The following is a 6,142-nucleotide window of genomic DNA, read 5'->3' as shown; positions in this document are numbered from 1 at the left end:
CACGCTGACCACCCACGCCCCCGCGATGGTGGTGGTCGGGCGCATGGACGAGGGCATGAGCCACCTGATCCTGCTCGCCGTGCCGCTGTTCGTGTTCCTCGGCCTGCTCATCGAGATGACCGGCATGGCCCGCGCCATGGTCGGGTTCCTGGCGAGCCTGCTCGGCCATGTCCGTGGCGGCCTGCACTACGTGCTGGTCGGCGCGATGTACCTCGTGTCGGGCATCTCCGGGTCGAAGGCCGCCGACATGGCCGCCGTCGCCCCCGTGCTGTTCCCCGAGATGAAGGCCCGGGGCGCCAGGGAAGGCGACCTCGTGGCGCTGCTCGCCACCACCGGCGCGCAGACCGAGACGATCCCGCCCTCCATCGTGCTGATCACCATCGGCTCGGTCACCGGCGTGTCGATCACGGCCCTGTTCACCGGCGGCCTGCTGCCCGGCCTCGTGCTCGCCGCGACCCTCTGCGCGCTGGTCTGGTGGCGCTACCGCGGCGAGGACCTCAGCCACGTCGCCCGGCCGTCCGGACGCATCATCGGCCGCGCCTTCCTGGTGGCGATCCCGGCGCTGGCCCTGCCGTTCGTGATCCGCTTCGCCGTGGTCGAGGGCATCGCCACCGCCACCGAGGTGTCCACCATCGGCATCGTCTACGCGGCGCTGGCGGGGCTGCTGATCTACCGGCAGTTCGACTGGCGGCGGCTCTACCCGATGCTGGTGACCACCGCCACGCTGTCGGGGGCGATCCTGCTGATCATCGGCGCGGCCACCGGAATGGCCTGGGCGCTGACACAGTCGGGCTTCTCGCAGACGCTGGCCGAGGTGATGAAGAGCCTGCCGGGCGGCGCGCTCGGCTTCCTGTTCGTCTCGGCCCTCGCCTTCATCGTCCTGGGCTCGGTGCTGGAGGGCATCCCGGCGATCGTGCTGTTCGGCCCGCTGCTGTTCCCGATCGCCCGGGCGGTCGGGGTGCACGAGGTCCACTACGCCATGGTGGTGATCCTCGCGATGGGCATCGGCCTGTTCGCCCCGCCCTTCGGCGTCGGCTACTACGCGGCCTGCGCCATCAGCCGGATCCACCCCGATGCCGGGATGCGCCCGATCGTCGGCTACATCGTGGCCCTGCTGGTCGGGCTCCTCGTCATCATCCTCGTCCCCTGGTTCTCGATCGGCTTCCTCTGAGGCCGATCGATCGGGACGGGCGTGCCGGGCGCGGTCAGATCATGCCGGCGCCGCCGGTGCGGACGATCCGGTCGCGCTGCTCGGCGTAGCGCCCGGCGGCGGCGCGGCGCACGGCGACGCCGAGGCGGCCGGCGATCTGCGCGAGGAGCGGCGCGGCGCTGTCGGAGCGGAAGCCGACGAGGTTCGCGAGGGTGGTCATGGAGCCCGATCCCGGTCATGCCCAGGCGCATCGCCCGGCTTGCTGCAGCGCAATATGATCCTGCCGGCCCCGACGCGTGAGGGGTTTCGCGCGTGGGCTGTCATGCAGCGACGTCATGAGGCGGGTCGGGTACCGCAACCGGTTTGTGCCCCACGCCGGGATTGGGGCTGTCGCCGCGGGTGCGGCGCAGCAAACGCGGTGCGTGCGGTGCGGCGGGTGCGATGCGCCCGAGCGGCCACCCGGTTTCCGGGCAGCGGGCCGGCGGCGGCCTCCGGGCGGGCACCGCGACGCGATCCGGCCGGCGCCCCACGCCGTGCCGGCGCGCCCCGGTCACCGCGCTCGCGACGACGGGATGGCGTCGGGCCGAAGCCTTAGCCGCGCGGCGTCGAGGCCGGGTTCTCGAGGGGTAGGTCGCCCCGCGCCTCGAGGCCCTCGCGGATCGCGCGCTTCGTCACCTTGCCGTAGCCGGATTTCGGCAGGGCCTCCCAGAAGAACACCCGCCGGGGCAGCTTGTAGCGGGCGATCGCGGCCGACAGCCACGCGATCAGCTCGCCCTCCGCCACCGGCGCCCCGGGCCGCGCGACGCAGACCGCCACACCGACCTCGCCCCAGGCCGGGTCCGGCACGCCGAGGATCGCGGCCTCCGAGATCGCCGGATGCGTCAGGAGCTTCTCCTCGATCTCGCGCGGGTACACGTTCGAGCCGCCGGAGATGTACATGTCGGAGGCGCGGCCGGTGATGAACAGGAAGCCTTCCGCGTCGCAATGGCCGAGGTCGCCGGTCCGGAACCAGCCGTCGCGGAACGCCGCCGCGTTGGCCTCCGGGTTGTCGTAGTAGCCGGCGAACACCGCCGGGCCGCAGACGCAGATCTCGCCGGTCTCGCCCGGCGGGAGCGCACGCCCCGCCGCGTCCTGGATCTGGACCTGCATGCCGGTGCGCTCGATCCCGCAGGTGCCGACCTTGACGTCGGGCCCGTCCTCGGCCGCGTGCAGGCGGGGCGGCAGCACGGTGATGTTGCCGGTCACCTCGCCGAGCCCGAAATACTGCACCAGCACCGGGCCCAGGACCCGCAGCGCGTGCTGCTGATCCGCCCGGTACATCGGGGCGCCCGCGTAGATCACGTGCCGCAGGCTGGAATGGTCGTGGGCCGCGACCGCCGGATGCTCGGTCAGCAGCTTCACGATGGTGGGCACGGTGAACAGGTTGGTGATGCGCCAGCGCTCCACGAGCGCCCAGACCTCCTCGGGGTCCAGGCGGGCGCCGCCGGTCAGCACCGTCTTCGTGCCGGCCGCGACCTGGGCCAACTGGTGGATGCCGGCGCCGTGCGAGAGCGGCGCGACGACGAGGGACGCGTCGGCCTCGGTGGTGCCCGGCATCAGGTCGCAGAGGTGGTTGGTGACCACGAAGGCCATCTGGCCGTGGGTGAGGACCGCCGCCTTCGGGCGCCCGGTCGTGCCCGAGGTGAAGAAGAACCAGCACGGATCGTCGTGCTCCACGTCGGCGGTGGGCGCGGCCTCGCCCAGGTGCTCCGCGACGAGGCCGTCGTAATCCGTCCCGAAGGCCCGGCCGCCGATCTCGACGACGAGGCCGAGGTCCGGGCAGGACGCCCGCACGGCGGCGGCGTGGTCCGGAAAGCCGGCGTCGCAGATCAGCGCGGAGGCGCCGCTGGCGCGCGCGAGGTAGGACACTTCCGCGGGCGTCTGCCGGAAGTTCGTCGGCACCCAGACGGCGCCGATCCGGAAGCAGGCGAACATCGACTCGAACAGCGGGTTGCCGTTGCGCGCCTGGACCAGCACGCGGTCGCCCTTGGCGATGCCGCGGGCGGCGAGCGCCGCCGCCGCGGCGTCGACCCGGGCGTCGAGTTCCGCCCAGGTCCAGGACCGCGCCCCCCAGGCGAGGCCCACCGCGTCCGGGAAGCGGCGCGCGGACCGGCGCAGGAAGTGGGCGAGGTTCATGACCCGCCGGGAGCACGGCGCGACGCCGCCGCGCGGCGGCGTCGCGGTCCCCATCAGGTGAGCTTCCCGCAGGCCTTCTCCAGCAGCGACCAGCCCTCGTCGCCGTACCGGCCCTTCCACTCGGCGTAGAAGCCGGCCTTGCGCAGCTTCTCGCGGAAGGGTTCGGGGTCGGGCTTGTTGAAGACCATGCCGTTCTTCGAGAGGTCCGCCTGCAGGTTGGCGTTGAGCTGGGCGACGTCCGCGCGCTCCTTCAGCCCGGCGGCGTCGATGTGGCGGGCCACCATCGTGCGCAGGTCCGGCGGAAGGCGCTCCCAGGCGCGCCGGTTCGCCAGGAACCAGTAGCCGTCCCACATGTGGTTGGTGAGCGAGCAGTATTTCTGCACCTCGTAGAACTTGGTCGTGGAGATCACCGCCAGCGGGTTCTCCTGGCCCTCGACGATCTTGGTCTGCAGGGCCGAGTAGGTCTCGTTCAGGTTGATCGAGGCGGGGGCGGCGTCGAACGCCTTGAACATCGAGGTCCAGAGCGGCGAGACCGGGACGCGGATCCGGAAGCCCTTGAAGTCGTCGGGCGTAGCGATCGGCCGGGTCGACGAGGTGGTCTGGCGGTAGCCGTTGTCCCAGATCTTCTCCATGGCGACGAGGCCGGCCTTGGCGATCTGCTGCCGGACCCAGGCGCCGAGCTCGCCGTCCATGGCCGGCCAGACGGCCTCGTAGTTCGGGAAGGCGTAGCCGATGCCGTTGATCGACGCGTTCGGCACCAGCGTCGAGAGGATCAGCGGCGACATCGTGAAGAACTCGACGCTGCCCGAGCGGAGCTGGCTCAACGTGTCGGTGTCGGAGCCGAGCTGGCTCGTCGGGAAGATCTTGAGGTCGAACCGGCCGCCGCTCTCCGTGCGCAGGGCCTCGGCCATCTCGCGGGCGCGGATGTTCATCGGGTGCGTGTCGGGCAGGTTGTTGGCGTACTTGTAGGTGAAGTCCGCCCGTTGCGCCCGGGCCACGTGCGGCGCCGCCACGGTGCCGGCGAGGAGCGCCGTCGAGCCGGTCGCCAGGAATCGCCGGCGGGACAGGGCATAGCGGGACAGAAGCATGGCGGCCTTTCCTGAGCGGGCACGACAGGCCCGACGTTTCCTCCGGTCCGCGTCGTTCGTGCGCGGACTCGATCTGCAGGGTACGGCCTCTAGCCGCTGGCCACGCGCAGTCAACGGGGCGCCGGGGGCGGCCCTATCGGATCGGGGGACTTTCGTAACGGGTGCCGCGCCCAAGCCCCGGCCGCGCCCCCGCGACCGGCCGGGAGGGTCCGGCGCCCGGAGGCGCCGGGCCGTCCTCCCCGCCCGGCCCGGTCAGGCGGCGGCCTTCCGGGGCGCCCCCGAGAGGGCGTCGATCAGCTCGGCCTTGACGGCCTCGGCCCGGGCATTGGGAATCTGGCAGGTCCCGGCCGCCCGGTGACCGCCGCCGCCGTAGCCGAGGCAGAGGGCGCCGACATCGACCTGCGAGCCGCGATCCAGGATCGACTTGCCGATGGCGAAGACGGTGTTCTGCTGCTTCAGGCCCCACATGACGTGGGCCGAGACGTCGCAGTCGGGAAACAGGGCGTAAACCGCGAAGCGGTTTCCGGCGTAGATGACCGCCTCGTCGCGCAGGTCGATCAGGGCCAGCTTGCCGTGCACCGACGTGCAGCGGCGGAGCTGCGCCGCGAAGGGCTCCCGGTGGGCCTCGTAGAGCTCGACGCGCTCCCGGACGTCCGGAAGGGCCAGGACCTCCGCGATGCCGTGGTCGCGGCACTGCTCGATGAGCTGCATCATCAGCTCGTAGTTCGAGATCCGGAAGTCGCGGAACCGGCCGAGCCCCGTGCGCGAATCCATGAGGAAGTTCAGCAGCACCCATCCCTGCGGGTCGAGGATCTCCGCGCGGGTGAACTGCGCGGCGTCGGCCTTGTCGACCGCCGCCATGAGTTCGTCGCTGACCCGCGGGAAGGAGGCGGCGCCGAAATGCCGATAGACGACCCGGGCCGCCGAGGGCGCCGTCGGGTCGATGATGTGGTTCGGCAGGTCCCGCCCGGCATTGCGCGTCGTCTCGCTCGAATGGTGGTCGAAGGCGAGGTGGCAGCCCGCCACGTAGGGCAGGTTGGTGATGATGTCGCGGTCCGTGACGGGCACGAGGCCGTCCTGCATGTCCTTGGGATGGACGAACTTGATGTCGTCGATCAGGTCGAGTTCGCGCAGCAGCATGCCGCAGACGAGACCGTCGAAGTCGCTGCGTGTCACCAGACGGAATTTCTGCTTCGGCATCACGGGTCCCTGCTCAAACGGATGCGGGACTGTCCCAGCGCAGGCTGAAGGTCCGGTTACGGCCGCCCGATCCGTCGCGGGCGTGGTTTACAGTCGATGTCGCGGCCGGCCGGATCGGACCGCGCGGGGAGGATCCGTCGTCCTCCCCGCGCGGCGACAGCCTCTCCGCGCCAGCCGCGGTCCGGCCTCAGAGCCGTCCGGGCACCGCCTCGCGCAGGACCCGCTCGGCGGCGGCGTCCTCGATCTTGTTGATCAGCCGGCTCGCCTCGTGCTCGTCGCGCAGGGTCTTGGCCAGCGTGAAGGTCGTGCCGGTCAGGAAGATCGCCGCCATGGCGAGGTAGCCCTTGATCCAGATGTCGGCGGGCAGGAAGAAGATTCCCATCGCCAGCATGGCGGCGGCGGCGGCGAAGCTGACCAGCGTGAAGGTCTTCCAGGCGGCGGTATGGGGCATCTGCGGTACCATCTCGTGGGCTCCTCGCGTGCAGGCGGGTGTGAAGGCGGGCGATGAGGGCGGGTGAGGGCGGGGCGG

General features: G+C 71.6%; 6 protein-coding genes. 1 reads left to right on the top strand and 5 read right to left on the bottom strand.

Going from position 1 to position 6,142, the window contains the following annotated elements; all coding sequences use genetic code 11:
- Positions 1–1,171: TRAP transporter large permease (locus MKK82_RS12535; RefSeq protein ID WP_243985887.1), on the top strand; the 1,171-nt coding region annotated here is incomplete at its 5' end.
- Positions 1,172–1,205: 34 nt separating this feature from the next.
- Here MKK82_RS12535 and MKK82_RS12530 read toward each other — a convergent pair.
- From MKK82_RS12530 to MKK82_RS12510, 5 genes are all read right to left on the bottom strand, one after another.
- Complete coding sequence (locus tag MKK82_RS12530; RefSeq protein WP_238291297.1) at positions 1,206–1,370, bottom strand: hypothetical protein; 165 nt, start codon at positions 1,368–1,370, stop codon at positions 1,206–1,208.
- Between the two features lie 371 nt (positions 1,371–1,741).
- Complete coding sequence (locus MKK82_RS12525) at positions 1,742–3,379, bottom strand: acyl-CoA synthetase (RefSeq protein ID WP_243985885.1); 1,638 nt, start codon at positions 3,377–3,379, stop codon at positions 1,742–1,744.
- Positions 3,379–4,413, bottom strand: a complete 1,035-nt coding sequence (locus MKK82_RS12520; protein WP_238291295.1) for a TRAP transporter substrate-binding protein — start codon at positions 4,411–4,413, stop codon at positions 3,379–3,381. The genes MKK82_RS12525 and MKK82_RS12520 overlap by 1 nt, the downstream gene beginning before the upstream one ends.
- A gap of 252 nt (positions 4,414–4,665) precedes the next feature.
- Positions 4,666–5,613: an exopolyphosphatase gene (locus tag MKK82_RS12515; RefSeq protein ID WP_238291293.1), complete on the bottom strand. Its 948-nt coding sequence runs from the start codon at positions 5,611–5,613 to the stop codon at positions 4,666–4,668.
- A 187-nt stretch (positions 5,614–5,800) separates the two neighbouring features.
- Positions 5,801–6,076: a YiaA/YiaB family inner membrane protein gene (locus MKK82_RS12510; protein ID WP_238291292.1), complete on the bottom strand. Its 276-nt coding sequence runs from the start codon at positions 6,074–6,076 to the stop codon at positions 5,801–5,803.
- Positions 6,077–6,142: the final 66 nt, after the last annotated feature.

The organism is Methylobacterium sp. E-046, from assembly GCF_022829625.1.
In the GTDB taxonomy this organism is placed as follows: Bacteria; Pseudomonadota; Alphaproteobacteria; order Rhizobiales; family Beijerinckiaceae; genus Methylobacterium; species Methylobacterium longum.
Note: the sequence above shows the minus strand (reverse complement) of the source record. Positions and strands in the feature narration are given on the sequence as shown.